Consider the following 15,624-nt stretch of genomic DNA (forward strand, 5'->3'; position numbering starts at 1 on the left):
AGTTAGTGCTTTTTCTTGACAAATAGCACACGCGCCACAATGTTAATCAGCAATACACACAGGGTTATCAATAATACGCCTGCCCACGCCAGTTGCTGCCATTCGGAGAATGGACTCATGGCAAATTTAAAAATGGTAACCGGTAAGTTAGCAATTGGCTGGCTCAGATCGGTACTCCAGAACTGATTGGAAAGCGAAGTGAACAGTAATGGCGCCGTCTCTCCAGCAATTCGGGCAATGGCCAGCAGCACACCAGTGATAATGCCGGATACGGATGCTTTCAGCGTAATGGCTGAAATCATCTTCCACTTCGGTGTGCCTAAGGCATAGGCGGCTTCGCGCAGGCTATCAGGAACCAGTTTTAACATGTTTTCCGTAGTTCTGATCACAATCGGCACCTGTAGCAACGCCAAAGCAATCACCCCCGCCCAACCGGAAAAGTGCTGCATTTTCGTCACAATGACAGTGTAAACAAATAAACCGACAACAATAGAAGGGGCTGACAGCAAAATATCATTTACAAAGCGGATCACCTCTGCCAGCCATGAACGGCGGCCATATTCCGCCAAATAGATACCTGCCATGATCCCCAGAGGCGTACCGATAACCGTCGCCCACAGAATCAGTAATCCACTGCCAACAATGGCATTTGCCAAACCACCACCTTCCGTATTCGGTGGTGGCGTCATTTCGGTGAACAACGCCAATGACATGCCATCGAAACCTTTGGTGACGGTGGAGAACAGAATCCATACCAGCCAAAACAAACCAAACAGCATGGTCGCCATTGATAACAGCAGAGCGAAGCGATTTTTTTGACGGCGCCATGCCTGTTTACGGCTACGGCTACGTACATTGGCGTCAATAGGCTTTTGTCTGCCTACGGTTGTCATATCAGCGCCCCTCATTCTTCGCCAGACGCATAATCATCAATTTCGATAGCGCCAGCACAATAAAGGTGATCACAAATAGAATCAGACCAAGTTCCATCAATGATGCGGTATGCAAACCAGACTCTGCTTCCGCGAATTCATTCGCCAGCGCGGAAGTGATGCTGTTGCCGGGCATAAACAGTGAAAAACTGTCGAGTTGGTAGGTGTTACCGATAATAAAAGTCACCGCCATCGTTTCTCCCAACGCACGACCAAGCCCCAACATGACACCACCAATCACGCCATTTCGGGTGTAAGGCAACACGATGTGCCAGATAACTTCCCAAGTAGTACAGCCGATACCATAAGCGGATTCTTTCATCATCACCGGCGTCTGTTCAAAGACGTCACGCATAACCGAAGCAATATAAGGGATAATCATGATAGCGAGAATGACACCCGCCGCCAGAATACCAATGCCAAAGGCAGGGCCGGAGAACAATTCGCCCACAATTGGCATGCTGGCGAGGAGATTGCCGACGGGCTGCTGGAAATAGGTGGCAAACAACGGCGCAAAAACAAACAACCCCCACATGCCATACACAATACTTGGGATGGCAGCCAGTAACTCAATGGCAATACCAAGCGGACGTTTCAGCCAGTTAGGCGCCAATTCCGTTAGGAACAGGGCAATCCCAAAACTGACAGGCACTGCGATAATCAACGCAATCAGCGAAGTAACCAATGTACCGTAAATCGGTATCAAGGCGCCAAATCGCTCTGCCGGAACATCCCATGTTTTCTGCCAGAGGAAAGAGATGCCAAACTGTTGAATACTAGGCCAGGAGGCAATAATCAGCGAGATAATGATGCCTCCTAGCAAAAATAAAGTTATCAGCGCAGCTAGCCTAACCAGTGCGCTGAAAATAATATCGCCATTTTTACTGGGTGCTTTCATTGCCGTTTTTTGTTCGGCCATAGAGCTTATTCTCATTTCGGGGTTAACTCCCCCTTAAACGGGGGAGAAATTAAAACGACAAATTTAATCGATATTTAAAGCAATCGATATTTAAAATAATCGATATTTAAAACAATCACTATCAACACGACTTAATACAGGACGTTACCATTGCTATCTTTTATCTGGGTTTTCCAAGCCGCACGAACTTGCTCAATCACCTCTTTGGGCAAGGTTGCATAATCTAGCTCATTTGCCTGTTTACTGCCTTTCTCATAAGCCCAGTCAAAGAATTTCAATATTTCTGCCCCCTTCACTGCATTTTTCTGCTGTTTATGAACCAGAACAAATGTGGTGGAAGTCATCGGCCACGCATTTTCACCTTGCTGGTTTGTCAAATCCTGAGCAAACGTTTTATGCCATTCTGCTTTCTTCGCTGCGGCACTGAAACTTTTTCCTGTCGGGCTAACAATATTGCCGTCAGCAGATACCAATTTGGTATAAGCCAGATGATTCTGTTTAGCGTAAGCATATTCAACATAACCAATGGACCCCGTCAGACGCTGAACAAATGCGGCAACCCCATCATTACCTTTACCGCCTAAACCAATAGGCCAGCTTACGGTGGAACCCATGCCAACTTTTTCTTGCCACGCTTTATTCACTTTAGAGAGGTAGCTAGTAAATACAAAGGAGGTACCGGAACCGTCAGCACGACGTATCACAGCAATATCTTGCTCCGGCAGTTTGACTCCCGGATTTAATTGAGTAATTGCTGGATCATTCCACTTTTTCACTTTACCTAAATAAATATCGCCTAAAGTTTTACCATCTAATGTTAATTCACCGGATTTAATCCCCGGGATATTAATCGCCAGTACCACCCCACCGATGACGGTTGGAAACTGAAACAAGCCATCAGCAGCTAACTTTTCATCAGATAAAGGGGCATCGGAAGCCCCGAAATCAACGGTATTTGCCAGAATTTGTTTTATGCCACCGGAGGAACCAATGCCTTGATAATTGACTTTATTACCTGTCTCTTTTTGATAAGAATCCGCCCACTTGGCATACACCGGTGCGGGAAATGTCGCACCTGCCCCGGTTAAGCTAGTGGCAGCAAATACAGACAGGGTTGTCAAAGAAAACGTCGCTGCCATTATGCCGACTATGATGGTACGCATCAGTTTCATAATCCCTCCTAATGGGATATTGAGAATCAACAAGGAAATATATTCGTCAAATCAAAATAAGGTGCAGGAGGAAAAATAGGTCAATTTAATTACAGCAAAATGTCTTAATTATGACATTTTTATGACAGCGTAATGGAAACTTAACCTGAGACTGACATAAAACTGTCATCTCCACACACCATTAAAATCAAATATTAGGAGATGATTATCAAACCGTTAAAAATTATCTTCCACGACAGGAATACAAGCACGGATAGATAATCCCCCTTTAGGGCTGGTACCCATTTCAATTTTCCCGTCATGAGCATCAATAATTCGCTGAACAATCGCCAGACCTAACCCTGTTCCACTACTACTGCGTGCTCTTTCACCGCGAACGAATGGCTGAAATAACCGTGGCAAATCTTCCTGTTTGATGCCAGCGCCATTATCTTCTACCTGAAACCAAGCAAATTTATTTGTCTGACCACTACTCACTTTAATCCAGCCGTTACCATAACGATTGGCATTAACCAACATATTAGCCAATGCCCGTTTAATAGAAATCGGATTGGCGTTAACAGTTATTGGGTTAAGAGACAGATGGTTTTCAATATCCTGCTCATAGCCATTTTCTGCGGAAATCACCTCTTTGAGAATAGAATTCAGCTCGCAGAATTCCATTGGCATTTCCTGCCCAGTACGGAGATAGTCAATGAATTGCTCAATAATGGCGTTACACTCTTCAATATCTTTATTGATAGATTCAGACAGATAAGCATCTTCCTTGCTCATCATTTCTGTTGCTAGTCGGATACGTGTCAGCGGCGTACGCAAATCATGGCTTACTCCGGCAATTAATATCGTGCGGTCACTTTCCAATAACTTTATCCCGGAGGACATTTGGTTAAATGCGCGAATAGCTGCACGAACTTCCAGAGAACCCGCTTCCCGCACCGCTGGCATCATAATACCTTTACCTGTTTGCTTGGCGGCATACTCCATTTCCAGTAAAGGTCGGTTCTGAAAACGGATATAAAGCCAGACACAACCAAATACCAGTAATAGAATTGCCAGTGCATAGCGGAAAATAGGAGAGAATTGATTTTGTTCGATCTCAGTCAAAGGAACCCTGACCCAAATATCGGGGGCCAGATAAGAATTAAGCCAAAGTATAGGGCTATCTGTGTTTATCTCCAGACGAAGATCAGCCTTACCACCAAGGTACTCGCCCATCTTCTCACTCAGGAAATCATAACGTCTGGCCCAACGTAAACCTTGTATCTCCGCGTCAGATTCAGAATAGAGCGTAATACCCAACTCCTGATAAATCTCCCGGCGAACTACTGGCGATATCACCAGAAAAGAGCCATCCTCTAGCTTCAACTTTTCAGCCATTAGGGTACGAACTTCATACGCTAATACCTTATTGAACTGCTGCAAACTTGGCATGATAACGAAATTCACAACAACCAAGTAGCTGGTTACCAAACTGATAAACAGCATAGCCATAATCAAGAATAAAGTATGGGTAAACGTGCTGCGAGGGGAGAATCGCAATAATTTCATACACGAATTCCGTCTGGCACAAAGACATAACCCAGACCCCAGATAGTCTGGATATAACGAGGATGTGTAGGATCTTCTTCAATCACACGACGCAGACGTGAAACCAAGACATCAATCGATCGCTTCATTGTGCTATATTCCCGGCCACGCGCTAAGCTCATCAGTTTATTACGGGACAATGGCACGCCAGGATAAGAAACCAGTACTTTCAATACAGCAAATTCTCCACTGGTTAATTGAATATGTTCATCTCCCTGAAACATTTCCCGCGTACTCAAATTGAGGCTAAACTTACCAAAATTAATAATCGCATCATCCTCAGCCGGTAGGCCCAATAACTTATTCGCCTGACGACGTAATACCGCCCGGATACGCGCTAATAGCTCACGGGGATTAAATGGCTTCGGAATATAATCATCAGCGCCAATTTCTAGCCCAACAATACGATCTACCTCTTCTCCTCTCGCCGTCACCATAATAATCGGTACCGGATTACTTTGGTTTCTCAGCCTTTGGCAGACAGAAAGCCCATCCTCTCCTGGTAACATTAAATCCAATACGATTAAGCTAACAGATTCCCGTGTCAGTAAGCGGTCCATCTGCTCCGCATTAGCAGCACTACGTACCTGAAAACCTTGTTCTGTCAGATAACGCTCTAATAACGTTCGTAAACGCATATCATCATCCACCACAAGGATCTTGTTATCTACTTGCATTATCAAACTCCAAAAAACACTACATGCTTTGATAAATTTATCATTTTGAAAGAGATTAACCCAAAGATAGAAATCAGATATCTGTATTTTGAGACTATTCCTAATAGGACTTATTTCCACAGTTATTAATTCGAATGATTAATTTAGTGGTTTATTACTGACAATGAGAACGCAGTAATTCACTGTCAACTATCGAATTTCTACCGTTATTTTGCTATCCACCAACCCACCAATTAGCGCCCTGGTTACCGGCAAATCGATAGAAATCTATTTATTAGCTGGATTAAATTCATCAGGCAGACTAAACGAAAAATGCCCTTTGCTGCATATTATCTGCTTACCCCCGCCACGGTTTTCCCTTACTAACGAGGATCTGGATCGATAATGTTCAGCTCACCAACGTTTGAACAAGAAATCACGCGACGGTCGAATTTTCGTCACCTTTCCTGACTATAGTAAACAATTTCGCTTGTTTTTTCTTCACTTAAACCTTAACAGCCTGTTTCATCACCAGCAAGATTCACAGCATACATACTATTCAGTACACAGAACCATAAATTATATGATGAACGTTATAAATATTAGAGCCAAATATCATAATGAGCAGACAGGTAAAGCAATCTTGTTACCGATAATGCTAACTCGAAACCGTCTGTTAACCCTTTATCTCTCGTTTTAAATCCGTACTCACCTCAGTGGGAGCGTATCGTATTCGCTTGTCACGCAGCCGAATCCATCAACAGTGATAAATTTATTCAACCAACGACGACCTGAATGTCACTAATACGTTAATCTTGCAAAACCGCCGGGCTTTATTGATTAATGACTAAAAACCGAGTCTTAATTTGACATCGACCAAAATGGACTGTTTTATATACCCTATGGATTTCAAGTTGCATCGCGACGGCAAGGGAGAGAATCCCCGGGAGCATAGCAAACTATGTGACCGGGGTGAGCGAGTGCAGCCAACAAAGAGGCAACTTGAAAGATAACGGGTATACACTTATGAGATTAACTACGGTATCTACATCACGATAAAATGAAAACTAAACTGATAACCCGTGAAGGCTACAACAAATTAAAGGAAGAACTGGATTATCTCTGGCGTGAAGAGCGTCCAGAAGTGACTAAAAAAGTGACTTGGGCAGCAAGCCTCGGTGACCGGAGTGAAAACGCAGATTATCAATATAACAAGAAGAGGCTACGGGAGATTGATCGCAGAGTCCGATATCTAACCAAAAGCTTAGAAGAATTGCGGTGTGTTGATTACTCCCCTCAACAAGATGGACGAGTGTTCTTCGGTGCATGGGTAGAGATCGAAAATGATCAAGGTGAGATTAAACGCTTCCGTATTGTCGGGTACGACGAAATTTTTGGTCGCAAAGACTACATATCCATCGATTCTCCAATGGCCCGGGCTTTATTGAAGAAAGAAGTTGGAGACAGTGCAATCGTTCATACACCAACAGGAAAAGTGTTGTGGTACGTGAATGAGATCGAATATACGAAATAGCCCATTAAAAAATTTAAAATGGGTAGATTCACATAATTAAGAGCCTATCTCAATAGGCGTAATTGTTGCAGGCAGTTTGAACACGGACAGCGCGGAAAAACCGGAGCGTACACGTAGTACGTGAGGATTTTGAGCACTGCCCAGGTTCAAAATGGCAAATAAAATAGTCCTATTGAGATAGGCAGTAAGTGCAACATTGTTAATCTGGAAGTAAACATGTTCGTATTCCATTAAATAAATTTTTTAAGTAATCCCTCCATTTTTAACGAAAATCAAAAGTAGATTTGTAATTCATTAGTTACCTGCTTCTGGGACAATACGATGAAACTCAAGTTCTTCCTATTCTAACTGTCCTTTTAATTTAATTCGTATATTCAGAAACAGCTCATAGCAAATCCGATAACACACTTATGGTTCCAGCGACAACTTTTCACATTTGAGTTCAATCGCGGTTGCTATGGCGTAACTCGTCAAAATAAGATTAGACGTAAACTGGAAATTATTGCTCTCAGAACGTATAAAGGGGGTTTTATGAATATTTGAAGCTTATCCACCAGAAGAAAATGCAACATGAATGAATCTCTGAGCCAAATTATTGCAAATGAGCTACAAGCGCGGCCGCAACAGGTACTTTCTGCGATTAGCCTGCTTGATGAAGGGAATACTGTCCCTTTTATCGCACGCTATCGTAAAGAAGTTACCGGAGGTCTGGATGACACCCAACTCCGTCAACTTGAAACCCGCCTTAGTTATCTGCGCGAACTGTCGGACCGCCGCCAGACCATTCTTAAATCCATTGATGAGCAAGGCAAACTGACCCCAGAGCTGGCAGAAGCCATTAATGGAACTCTCAGCAAAACAGAGCTGGAAGATCTCTATCTGCCATACAAACCGAAACGCCGTACTCGTGGACAAATCGCTATTGAAGCGGGTCTTGAACCACTAGCGGACGCCTTGTGGCAAGATCCACAGCAAGAACCAGAGCAGGTTGCCGCTACCTTTGTTGATATCAATAAAGGTGTGGCTGATACCAAAGCGGCTCTGGATGGCGCGCGTTATATCTTAATGGAACGTTTTGCCGAAGATGCCGCGTTATTGGCGAAAGTACGTGACTATCTATGGAAGAATGCCCATTTGGTCGCTAAAGTCGTTGCAGGAAAAGAGGAAGAAGGCGCTAAATTCCGCGACTATTTTGATCATCATGAACCTATTGCACAAATCCCTTCTCACCGCGCATTAGCTATGTTCCGTGGTCGTAATGAAGGAATACTGCAACTTTCACTAAATGCTGATCCCCAGTTTGATGAACCACCAAAAGAGAGCTATTGCGAACAGATTATTACGCAGCATCTTAATCTGCGCCTGAATAATGCACCGGCAGATAGCTGGCGTAAAGCCGTAGTGAACTGGACCTGGCGCGTTAAGGTATTGCTGCATCTTGAAACTGAATTGATGAGTACCTTGCGAGAGAAAGCGGAAGATGAAGCCATCAAAGTATTCGCCCGCAACCTGCAAGATCTATTGATGGCCGCGCCAGCGGGTATGCGTGCAACAATGGGGCTCGATCCCGGTCTGCGTACCGGTGTCAAAGTAGCTGTTATCGATGCAACCGGCAAACTGATTGCCACAGACACGATCTATCCACACACCGGGCAAGCGGCTAAAGCTGCTGCAAGCGTGGCAGCCTTGTGTCTCAAACATCAAGTGGAACTGGTCGCCATCGGTAACGGAACAGCTTCCCGTGAAACAGAACGTTTCTTCGCGGATGTGCAAAAGCAGTTCTCAGAGATAAAAGCCCAAAAAGTGATTGTCAGTGAGGCAGGGGCATCGGTTTATTCTGCCTCCGAGTTGGCGGCACTGGAATTTCCTGATCTGGACGTTTCACTACGTGGAGCAGTCTCTATCGCCCGTCGCTTGCAAGATCCACTGGCCGAATTGGTGAAAATCGATCCGAAATCCATCGGTGTCGGTCAGTATCAACATGATGTCAGCCAGAGTCAGCTTGCCAAAAAATTGGATGCCGTCGTTGAAGATTGCGTAAACGCCGTCGGCGTGGATCTCAATACCGCTTCTGTTCCACTGCTAACCAGAGTTGCCGGGTTGACCCGCATGATTGCCCAGAATATCATCAACTGGCGTGATGAGAACGGCCGTTTCAATAACCGAACACAATTACTAAAAGTCAATCGTCTTGGGCCAAAGGCTTTTGAGCAATGTGCTGGATTCCTGCGGATTAATCACGGTGATAACCCACTGGATGCATCGACCGTTCATCCAGAAGCTTATCCGGTAGTGGAAAAAATTCTGGCGGCCACTGAGCAGAAACTCCAAGAATTGATGGGTAACCCTGCCTCATTACGTGGATTGCAACCTCAGGATTTCACCACCGAGCGATTTGGTGTTCCAACCGTTACCGATATTTTGAAAGAGCTGGAAAAACCTGGCCGCGATCCACGACCCGAGTTTAAAACCGCGACTTTCACGGAAGGCGTGGAAACCATGAATGATCTGCATCCGGGAATGGTGCTGGAAGGTGCAGTCACTAACGTGACTAACTTTGGTGCATTTGTCGATATCGGCGTTCATCAAGATGGTTTAGTTCATATCTCTTCGCTGTCCAATCGCTTTGTAGAAAATCCTCACACCGTGGTAAAAGCGGGTGATATCGTTAAAGTAAAAGTGCTGGAAGTTGATCTGAACCGCAAGCGCATTGCTCTGACCATGCGTCTTGATGAGCAACCGGGAGAAACTCCCTCACGCCGCAATAACAGTGCACAAGCTGACCGCCGTCCTGAACGTAATGACAGGAACCGTAACACTTCCCGTTCTTCTACCTCAGCCGGAAACAGTGCTATGAGTGATGCGCTAGCTGCCGCATTTGGAAAAAAACGTTAAGATTCCTGTCACTGTAACTTCTATCACTGTAAACAGATGCACTGCTTCGGCAGTGCACGTTTTTTGGTTCCTGCCAGAAAGAATCCAAACTCACAGATTCATATCAACTCTGAGTGACTAAGTGATTAAATTAACACCAAAAATGAAAATAGGATTAACATTGAAATTAATGTTGGTTATTATTCTCATTTACAATTATTATGAATTGGATGCAAATCATACTTCATAATAATGAGTATGACTAATTTTCGATATTATACCCTACGGATTTCAAGATGCATCGCGACGGCAAGGGAGCGAATCCCCGGGAGCATAGCGAACTATGTGACTGGGGTGAGTGAGTGCAGCCAACAAAGAGGCAACTTGAAAGATAACGGGTATATCTTACTTACCACAGATCCCGGAAGGTTATATGCAACTTCTTCCAGACCATAGTTACAAGATCATTGGTTTTTCTCCGAAGATCAGCCCGGCTTACCGACAGAAATTGCTGTCATTAGGTATGTTGCCTGGTTCTTCGTTTCATGTTGTCCGCTTAGCGCCTTTAGGTGATCCGATACAAATTGAGACTCGCAGAGTCAGCCTGATTCTGAGAAAAAAAGACTTGGAATTTCTCACATTAGACAGCGTTCAATGCAACGCATAATCCGTTGCAAGCAACGAAACAGTTACTCTTAATTTAATCTGGCACCAAGAACATGAAAGCACTGACCATTGGCCTAATTGGCAACCCCAATGCCGGCAAAACAACATTATTTAACCAACTTACTGGCGCCCGACAACGTGTAGGCAACTGGGCTGGCGTTACAGTAGAACGAAAAGTTGGTCGTTTTACCACCGCGGAACACAAAATTGAGTTAGTTGACCTGCCGGGAACCTACTCTCTAACCACGATTTCTGAGCAAACATCACTGGATGAGCAGATAGCCTGCCACTATATCCTGAGCGGTGATGCTGACATGCTGATTAACGTCGTAGATGCTTCTAACCTTGAACGAAATCTCTATCTGACGTTACAACTGTTGGAATTAGGCATTCCATGCATCGTTGCGCTTAATATGCTGGATATCGCTGACAGTCAGCATATCCAAATTAATATTGCCGAACTGGAGCAGAGCCTGGGTTGTCCAATCATTCCAATGGTTTCAACCCGAGCAACGGGAGTAAATGAGCTGAAACGGGCAATTGACCGCCATAAGCAGAATTCCGGGCAGTCACTGATTCACTACCCTGATTGCCTGTTGCAAGAAATTGAGACGTTATCTGGTGCGATTTCAGACAATTTTCATGCTCAACAACGCCGTTGGTTAACGCTTCAAATGCTTGAAGGGGATATTTACAGCCTGGAACGTTCCGGTCTTGCTACCTCAATGCTGGCTGAATCCAAGGAACGCTTGCAACAACAGCAATATGACGAACCCGAACTGTTGATTGCCGATGCGCGCTATCAAAGCATCAATACATTGTGCATGGCCGTGATTGATACCCAAAAAGCCATGCCAAATAAGCTCACCCAAGCAATCGATAAAATTATCCTTAATCGTTGGTTAGGCGTACCTATTTTTCTGGCGGTTATGTATTTAATGTTCGTGCTGGCAATTAATATCGGTGGTGCGCTACAACCTATCTTTGACAGTGGTTCTGTCGCTATTTTCATTCATGGGGTTCAATGGCTTGGGCATACCTTAAGCTTTCCAGCATGGCTGACGGTTTTCCTCGCGCAAGGCATCGGTGGTGGTATCAACACAGTTTTGCCGCTGGTACCACAAATCGGCATGATGTATTTATTCCTCTCTTTCCTTGAGGATTCTGGCTACATGGCGCGGGCTGCATTTGTCATGGATCGTCTGATGCAAATTCTTGGGCTACCGGGCAAATCATTTGTCCCGTTGATCGTTGGCTTCGGTTGTAACGTCCCATCCATTATGGGGGCAAGAACGCTGGATGCTCCGCGTGAACGTTTGATCACGATAATGATGGCCCCCTTTATGTCTTGCGGTGCACGATTAGCCATCTTTGCTGTATTTGCCGCCGCATTCTTTGGCAAAAATGGGGCAACTTTTGTTTTTTCCCTTTATATATTGGGTATTGTCGTCGCTATTCTGACTGGCCTGATGTTGAAATACACCATTATGCGCGGCGAAGCCTCACCATTCATTATGGAGCTTCCGGTTTACCACATTCCACATCTAAAAACTCTGCTTCTGCAAACCTGGCAACGCCTGAAAGGTTTTGTCATCCGTGCCGGTAAAGTGATCGTTATCGCCAGTATGTTCATCGGCGCTCTTAACAGTTTCTCATTTTCTGGCAAGGCGGTAGATAGCATCAACCAATCCGCTCTGGCTTCAGTCAGCAAGGCTATTACGCCCGTGTTACAGCCAATTGGCGTTCACTCTGATAACTGGCAAGCAACCGTAGGTCTGATAACTGGTGCAATGGCAAAAGAAGTGGTAGTTGGGACACTCAATACGCTGTATACCGCAGAAAACATTGCTAATGAACCGTTTAATGCAGATGAGTTCAACCTGTTTGCTGAACTGAAAGATGCAGTTGGTGAAACTTGGGATAGTTTGAAAGATACCTTCACTCTGAGCGTGCTTGCCAACCCAATCGAAGCTAATAAAGGTGACGGTGAGATGGATAGCGGTTCTATGGGAACCATGAGCGCCAAATTTGGCTCCGCTATTTCAGCTTACAGTTATCTGATCTTTGTTCTGTTATATGTGCCTTGTGTTTCGGTGATGGGCGCGATTGCTCGCGAAACAAGCCGTGGCTGGATGACATTCTCTATTCTGTGGGGACTGAACGTGGCTTATTCAATTTCAGCCCTGTTTTACCAGATGGTGACTTTCTCACAACATCCACAAAGCGGCCTGATTACCATTCTGACCGTCGTCATATTTAACGCACTGGTGTTCTACTTCCTACGGCGGGCACGCAGCCGTGTGACGATGAAGTTAATCAGCAACCCGGGAAATAGCTGCCACTGCTCCAGCGGAAACTGTCACTAGGAATTGAAAATGATTAGCCTATTACAAGTAAGGGATGCCGTTGCTCTGAATGGACGGGCAGATGCCAAACTGTTGAGCCACCAGCTTTGCGCGTCCGTACAGATAATTGCCGCTATGCTTGAACAACTTACAGTGATGGGCAAATTGGAAAAAGTTGATGCAACTGCTTGCCTAAGCGGCAGTTGCAAACAATGCCCTGAAACACAGAAATGTGATACAGCGGTTTATCGGATCGCTGGGGGATGTTAATCATTTAATTGTATTGGTTTTATGCGTTTCGTTTATACCCGTCATCTTTCAAGTTGCCTCTTTGTTGGCTGCACTCACTCACCCCGGTCACATAGTTCTCTATGCTCCCGGGGATTCGCTCCCTTGCCGTCGCGATCCATCTTGAAATCCATAAGGTATAGCTCTTATTGCGGCTTTCTTTTCTTCCATTTCGCAATTTTGCTACTTGGGCGAGATAAGAATTATGATTTGCCCGCCGCTAATTTCTCAAAGGCAGCATCGATTTCTGCCTTTAAATTCTCAGGGATTAAATTTTTCCCGGCCAAGTCCCAGTTAAGATTGCTATCCCATGTTTACTTGGTTTTTCCTTTCAAGTACAAGTCATAGTGTTTTGCATTGATAAAATCAATATTGCTAAGCTTATTTTGGTTGTACATATTTATTTCTTTCCTCAGTTAATTTATATTTTTTAAATAAAAAATATAGGAATGTCACCGCAAGCAGGATGCTTGTTAATTTAAAAGTGAATTCGATAGAGATGAGTTTTGCAATATACCCACCAATAATTGGCATCAAAATTGCCACTACAGATGAAATCTTCTGTATATCTCCTGTAGCTTTCCCTACGTGTTCAAAACCAATAACATTTCTTACACCGTATCTAATTGCGAAAAATGTGACACCTGAGGCCGTACCAACAAGGAAAACCAACAAATAGTATGTGACATAATGATGTGTTTTTGCGTCTAAAAAACCAAATCCCCAAAAGGCCACAAAATTAATCATAATGGAAAATAACAAAACATTCTTGGCTGACAATTTTTTAAGTAACCAACCAGAAACTCGTGTTCCTACTATGCCACCGACCCCGAGAAGTGAAATTATGTAACCTATGCTACTTTCATTTTGCCCAATCCTCTCAAAGAAGATACCGAGCATATCGTTACTAAGAAAAAAGGCTAAGTTTGACAAAGTATAAGCCGAAACAAGTAAATATAAATCCGGTTTATTTTTCAATTGCTGTATGAATGAAAAACGTTCTACAGCAGCAGAACTTACGCTTGCATTTACATCAAGCCGAAAAGTATCATCAAAGTATGATGTCAACATACCGACTAGGTTAAATGTCATTGATAATAACAGGACAAACCATAATCCATAATTCGTGTTTAAATATACAACAAACAAGGGAATGACTATTCTGCTAAAATTGATTATATATCCATAAATTTCATAAAATCTTTGAGACTCATTATCATCTACATTCAATTTTGTGTTTGATATTCCAAGTCCACACCGACAGGTTGTCTTGATTAATGTAATGACATAAAGAAATATAATTGGATCAGCTACAGATAGGAAAGGCATGGTAATGCCATTAATAAAGAATAGCAATGTCCTCCAACTTAATATATTTCTGTTGTCAAACAGCTTGCCGAATAATCCACTTGCCACCAAAAACGGAACAGCGAAACAAGCACCCAATATCCCCATTTCGGACGGAGTAGCATGCAAGCTGTATATAGCTATGATGCTTAAGATAGCGTAATCAAGATAAGTATCAAGTTCGTGGACACCTATACTAATGTACTTTTTCATCAGTTATCATCCAAATGATAATAGGTATAAATAAATATTTACACCTATCCTTGGTTTTTAAAGCTTTATATTAGCTGGCCAGAGGTTGATAGTCCATAATGTCTCCTTTTTAAACTTTAGGTTGATATTTACTTATTTACCGTGAGAGAATTTAAATATAAGCAATAATCTTTTTATATGTAAATTAGCTGTTACAGTAAAAATCTTATTATTGTGAGGGAACTTATGTTTTTTAATCGCCGAATATCTTTCATTATTGTCTTTAAAAATCATTTAAATACATATATACCCAATGGATTTCAAGATGGATCGCGACGGCAAGGGAGCGAATCCCCGGGAGCATAGATAACTATGTGACCGGGGTGAGTGAATGCAGCCAACAAAGAGGCAACTTGAAATCCATAGGGTATATACTACATTGATTGTTTTAAAAATAATGTCTAAGACTTTGATAAGCCCATCAGAAAAATTCGAAGTTGAATTTAAAAATCTTATAAATAAATACAGTTATATAAGTATTTTAACTCATTCAATGGGAATACCCGCAGGATGGGACAAGGAAAATATATGGAATTAAAAGGTAGAATTTGCCTTTCTTAGTAACAAATTGAATCCCTATGATTTGTCTAATCGTCAGAAGAACTAACATTGAACCGCCGCATTCACACGGCGGACGATTTACTTTTTCAAACCACGCTAATAAAAATCTGTTATCTCATCGACCTTACAATGCTTCTCTACTAACAAATTCAGTCAACAATCCAACAAACTCATCTGGATGAGAAATAAAAGGCGCATGAGCGGCATGACGCATCATGGCTGAAACTGAACTCGGCCATCTTTCATCCAGAATGTTGAGGATTTTTTTTGGCACCAACCCATCCAGATAACCGTAAATCCGCAGGAACGGTATGGTAAGCTCAGCCAAAGGCTGCCTTAAATCTTCGGTACGCAAAATTTCCAAGCCAACATGCAGCACTTCAACAGAAGGCATCGGCTGCGCCAGCACAACAGATTTCAGCAATCGCGCATCTTGACGGGCGCTGTCAGTGCCTAATGTCTGTAAAGCAAGGGTCCAAAGAGTCATAAGT

Annotated in this window: 14 protein-coding genes and 1 pseudogene; 7 read left to right on the plus strand and 8 right to left on the minus strand. The window is 43.4% G+C overall.

The features are described 5' to 3' along the window. Window positions 1–2: 2 nt before the first annotated feature. The 5 genes from pstA to ompR form a co-directional block, all read right to left on the minus strand. Complete coding sequence (gene pstA, locus AAC155_RS04630; protein ID WP_113041212.1) at window positions 3–893, minus strand: phosphate ABC transporter permease PstA; 891 nt, start codon at window positions 891–893, stop codon at window positions 3–5. Window position 894: 1 nt separating this feature from the next. After that, window positions 895–1,851 (minus strand): phosphate ABC transporter permease PstC, encoded by a 957-nt coding sequence (gene pstC, locus AAC155_RS04635; RefSeq protein ID WP_112879602.1) that lies wholly within the window; start codon window positions 1,849–1,851, stop codon window positions 895–897. 131 nt (window positions 1,852–1,982) lie between these two features. Next, entirely contained in the window at window positions 1,983–3,023 is a 1,041-nt protein-coding gene (gene pstS, locus AAC155_RS04640) for a phosphate ABC transporter substrate-binding protein PstS (RefSeq protein WP_113041213.1), read from the minus strand. A gap of 216 nt (window positions 3,024–3,239) precedes the next feature. Beyond that, window positions 3,240–4,571, minus strand: a complete 1,332-nt coding sequence (gene envZ, locus AAC155_RS04645; RefSeq protein ID WP_113041214.1) for a two-component system sensor histidine kinase EnvZ — start codon at window positions 4,569–4,571, stop codon at window positions 3,240–3,242. Beyond that, entirely contained in the window at window positions 4,568–5,287 is a 720-nt protein-coding gene (gene ompR / locus AAC155_RS04650) for an osmolarity response regulator transcription factor OmpR (protein WP_113041215.1), read from the minus strand. The genes envZ and ompR overlap by 4 nt, the downstream gene beginning before the upstream one ends. A gap of 1,039 nt (window positions 5,288–6,326) precedes the next feature. Between ompR and greB the strand changes: the two genes are divergently transcribed. From greB to AAC155_RS04680, 6 genes are all read left to right on the plus strand, one after another. Further along, a complete protein-coding gene (gene greB, locus AAC155_RS04655; protein ID WP_011144611.1) occupies window positions 6,327–6,800 on the plus strand; it encodes a transcription elongation factor GreB in 474 nt (157 codons plus the stop codon). Between the two features lie 570 nt (window positions 6,801–7,370). Continuing rightward, window positions 7,371–9,695 (plus strand): Tex family protein, encoded by a 2,325-nt coding sequence (locus AAC155_RS04660; RefSeq protein WP_113041216.1) that lies wholly within the window; start codon window positions 7,371–7,373, stop codon window positions 9,693–9,695. Between the two features lie 237 nt (window positions 9,696–9,932). Then, window positions 9,933–10,130: a hypothetical protein gene (locus AAC155_RS04665; protein WP_158536492.1), complete on the plus strand. Its 198-nt coding sequence runs from the start codon at window positions 9,933–9,935 to the stop codon at window positions 10,128–10,130. Next, window positions 10,108–10,341: a ferrous iron transporter A gene (feoA, locus tag AAC155_RS04670; RefSeq protein ID WP_112879608.1), complete on the plus strand. Its 234-nt coding sequence runs from the start codon at window positions 10,108–10,110 to the stop codon at window positions 10,339–10,341. Before AAC155_RS04665 ends, feoA begins: the two co-directional genes overlap by 23 nt. Window positions 10,342–10,393: 52 nt before the next feature. After that, the gene (gene feoB, locus AAC155_RS04675; protein WP_113041217.1) at window positions 10,394–12,706 is read left to right on the plus strand and encodes a Fe(2+) transporter permease subunit FeoB; all 2,313 of its coding nucleotides are present in this window, start codon (window positions 10,394–10,396) and stop codon (window positions 12,704–12,706) included. Between the two features lie 9 nt (window positions 12,707–12,715). Beyond that, window positions 12,716–12,955: a FeoC-like transcriptional regulator gene (locus tag AAC155_RS04680; protein WP_113041218.1), complete on the plus strand. Its 240-nt coding sequence runs from the start codon at window positions 12,716–12,718 to the stop codon at window positions 12,953–12,955. A gap of 19 nt (window positions 12,956–12,974) precedes the next feature. Here AAC155_RS04680 and AAC155_RS04685 read toward each other — a convergent pair whose 3' ends face one another. Both AAC155_RS04685 and AAC155_RS04690 read right to left on the minus strand, forming a co-directional pair. Beyond that, the gene (locus AAC155_RS04685; protein ID WP_158536493.1) at window positions 12,975–13,151 is read right to left on the minus strand and encodes a hypothetical protein; all 177 of its coding nucleotides are present in this window, start codon (window positions 13,149–13,151) and stop codon (window positions 12,975–12,977) included. A 203-nt stretch (window positions 13,152–13,354) separates the two neighbouring features. Beyond that, complete coding sequence (locus AAC155_RS04690) at window positions 13,355–14,533, minus strand: MFS transporter (RefSeq protein ID WP_113041220.1); 1,179 nt, start codon at window positions 14,531–14,533, stop codon at window positions 13,355–13,357. A gap of 370 nt (window positions 14,534–14,903) precedes the next feature. On the opposite strand from AAC155_RS04690, the gene AAC155_RS04695 reads away from it, so the two are divergent. Next, window positions 14,904–15,110, plus strand: coding sequence for a hypothetical protein (locus tag AAC155_RS04695; RefSeq protein WP_113041221.1), 207 nt, complete (start codon window positions 14,904–14,906; stop codon window positions 15,108–15,110). A 147-nt stretch (window positions 15,111–15,257) separates the two neighbouring features. On the opposite strand, the pseudogene AAC155_RS04700 reads toward AAC155_RS04695, so the two are convergent. Further along, window positions 15,258–15,605 (minus strand): annotated as a pseudogene (locus tag AAC155_RS04700) (pimeloyl-ACP methyl ester esterase BioH); the annotation flags it as partial. Window positions 15,606–15,624 lie beyond the last annotated feature (19 nt).

The sequence above is a fragment of the Photorhabdus sp. HUG-39 genome (assembly GCF_963878365.1).
GTDB classification, from domain to species: domain Bacteria; phylum Pseudomonadota; class Gammaproteobacteria; order Enterobacterales; family Enterobacteriaceae; genus Photorhabdus; species Photorhabdus kayaii.

Bases quoted from the DNA above. Each gene is read 5' to 3' on its own strand.
- feoB (WP_113041217.1), top strand. From the start codon at position 10,394: ATGAAAGCACTGACCATTGGCCTAATTGGCAACCCCAATGCCGGCAAA.
- AAC155_RS04680 (WP_113041218.1), top strand. From the start codon at position 12,716: ATGATTAGCCTATTACAAGTAAGGGATGCCGTTGCTCTGAATGGACGG.
- pstA (WP_113041212.1), bottom strand. From the start codon at position 893: ATGACAACCGTAGGCAGACAAAAGCCTATTGACGCCAATGTACGTAGC.
- greB (WP_011144611.1), top strand. From the start codon at position 6,327: ATGAAAACTAAACTGATAACCCGTGAAGGCTACAACAAATTAAAGGAA.
- AAC155_RS04665 (WP_158536492.1), top strand. From the start codon at position 9,933: ATGACTAATTTTCGATATTATACCCTACGGATTTCAAGATGCATCGCG.
- envZ (WP_113041214.1), bottom strand. From the start codon at position 4,571: ATGAAATTATTGCGATTCTCCCCTCGCAGCACGTTTACCCATACTTTA.
- pstS (WP_113041213.1), bottom strand. From the start codon at position 3,023: ATGAAACTGATGCGTACCATCATAGTCGGCATAATGGCAGCGACGTTT.
- pstC (WP_112879602.1), bottom strand. From the start codon at position 1,851: ATGGCCGAACAAAAAACGGCAATGAAAGCACCCAGTAAAAATGGCGAT.
- AAC155_RS04660 (WP_113041216.1), top strand. From the start codon at position 7,371: ATGAATGAATCTCTGAGCCAAATTATTGCAAATGAGCTACAAGCGCGG.
- ompR (WP_113041215.1), bottom strand. From the start codon at position 5,287: ATGCAAGTAGATAACAAGATCCTTGTGGTGGATGATGATATGCGTTTA.
- AAC155_RS04695 (WP_113041221.1), top strand. From the start codon at position 14,904: ATGCAGCCAACAAAGAGGCAACTTGAAATCCATAGGGTATATACTACA.
- feoA (WP_112879608.1), top strand. From the start codon at position 10,108: ATGCAACTTCTTCCAGACCATAGTTACAAGATCATTGGTTTTTCTCCG.
- AAC155_RS04690 (WP_113041220.1), bottom strand. From the start codon at position 14,533: ATGAAAAAGTACATTAGTATAGGTGTCCACGAACTTGATACTTATCTT.